Source organism: Actinophytocola sp. (genome assembly GCF_036002505.1).
Taxonomy (GTDB): Bacteria; Actinomycetota; Actinomycetes; order Mycobacteriales; family Pseudonocardiaceae; genus DASYTH01.
The window spans coordinates 1-1,677 of sequence record NZ_DASYTH010000448.1; the positions used below are offsets into that span (position 1 = coordinate 1).

The following is a 1,677-nucleotide window of genomic DNA, read 5'->3' on the forward strand; positions in this document are numbered from 1 at the left end:
CATGACAGCCTGGAGGTCCTCGACGACTACGGCGACCGGGTCGGGGCCGCCGCGGCGCTGGAGACGATCGCCGACCTGGCCCTAGCCCTCGGCGAGCCCGAGCGGGCGCTTCGCCTGCTCGCCGCGTCGCAACGGTTCCACGCCGACACGGGCATCGCCCGCTTCCCCATTCAGGCCGACCGCTTCGATCGCGCCCGCGACACCGCACAAGCCGCCCTGGACGACACCGACGCGGCCGCCTGCTGGGACGCGGGCGGCGAGCTGTCGCTGGCCGACGCGGTCGCCTATGCCCGCCGCGGGCGGGGCGAGCGTCAACGCCCGCGGATCGGCTGGGCGTCACTGACTCCCGTCGAACGCGACGTCGTGCGGCTGGTCGCCGAAGGCCACACCAACGCCGAGATCGGTCACCGCCTGTTCATCTCCGTCAACACGGTGAAGAAGTACCTGTCCCGCGTCTACGCCAAGGTAGACGTCGACGGACGCGCGGATCTCGCCGCACAGGTCGCTCGCCGCGACCTGTAGTACCCCCTGACCGCCGAAACGTAGCCGGTCGGGTGACATTCTCCGACGTCTTCTGCGCCAGCGTTGCGGGCATGACCACACGAGGCGCAGGGAGACGGCAATGAGCAACCAACGCACCCACTACGTCACCACCACCGACGGCGTCACCATCGGTGGGGCCGTGCACGGCCAAGGGCCGCCGCTGGTGTTCTTGCAAGGGGCCGTAGGCGATGGGGACATCGACTGGAACCGAGTGGTGGAACACCTGACCGAACGGTTCACCTGCCACCTGCCGAGCCAGCGGGGCCGTGGCCTCAGCGGCGATCACCCCGACCTCAGCCCCGCTCGGCAGGCCGACGACATCCTCACCTACCTCGACAGCATCGGGGAACCGACCGGACTGGTGGGCTGGTCCGGCGGCGCCAACTTGGCACTCACCGTGGCAGCGCAATCCGACGCGGTGCACGCGGTGGCCCCCTTTGAGCCGGGGATCCTGAGTTTGATGGACGAGCAGGAGCAAGCGGCTCTCGGCAACGCCGTCGCCCGCACGGGCGAGCTGGCCGCCGACGGCAGGTTGGCGGCTGCGGTTCGCGCGTTCGCTCGTTTCCCCTTCAACGACGAAGAGCTCGCCGTGGCCGAGGACGCCGGCTACTTCGAGGCAGCAGGGCGCTACGTGACGAACCTGCTCAACTTCCTCCAGCAAGCGATGGAGCACGGAGACCCCGCCGCTGATCCGACCGTGCTCGGCGCGATCTCCGCTCCGGTGGCGGTGCTGCTCGGATCGGACACCAAGCCCTTCTTCACCGCCAGCGCGCGGCACGTGGCCGACCACGTCCCCAACGCACGGATACACGAGATCCCCGGCGTCGGGCACGCCGCCCCCCTGACCCATCCCAAGGCGCTCGCCGAGGCACTCACCGAGTTCTTCGCGCCAGCCCAGCAGCCGGCCTGACCCTGCTCGTCGCGCGAGCCCCGGCTCAGGAGGTGAACAGCAAGCCGCGTGACACGCCGATCCACAGGTCTTGACAATTCCTCGGACGTCCCTGGAGGTGGTGCTGGAACCAACCGGGCCGTCGTGGCTGCCGATCGCGGTGTTCTTCACCAGCCGCGGCCACACCGTCTACCGGGTCAGCTCGGCCAAGGCCCACGACCTGCGCCGGGTGCTGTGGCGGCAGG

Annotated in this window: 2 protein-coding genes; both read left to right on the top strand. The window is 70.0% G+C overall.

Translation table 11 applies throughout. The features are described from left to right. Positions 1–522 (top strand): helix-turn-helix transcriptional regulator (locus VGR06_RS39625; protein WP_327564384.1); only part of this gene is annotated, 522 nt, incomplete at its 5' end. A gap of 100 nt (positions 523–622) precedes the next feature. After that, entirely contained in the window at positions 623–1,453 is an 831-nt protein-coding gene (locus tag VGR06_RS39630; protein WP_327564385.1) for an alpha/beta hydrolase, read from the top strand. The last annotated feature ends 224 nt before the right edge of the window (positions 1,454–1,677 follow it).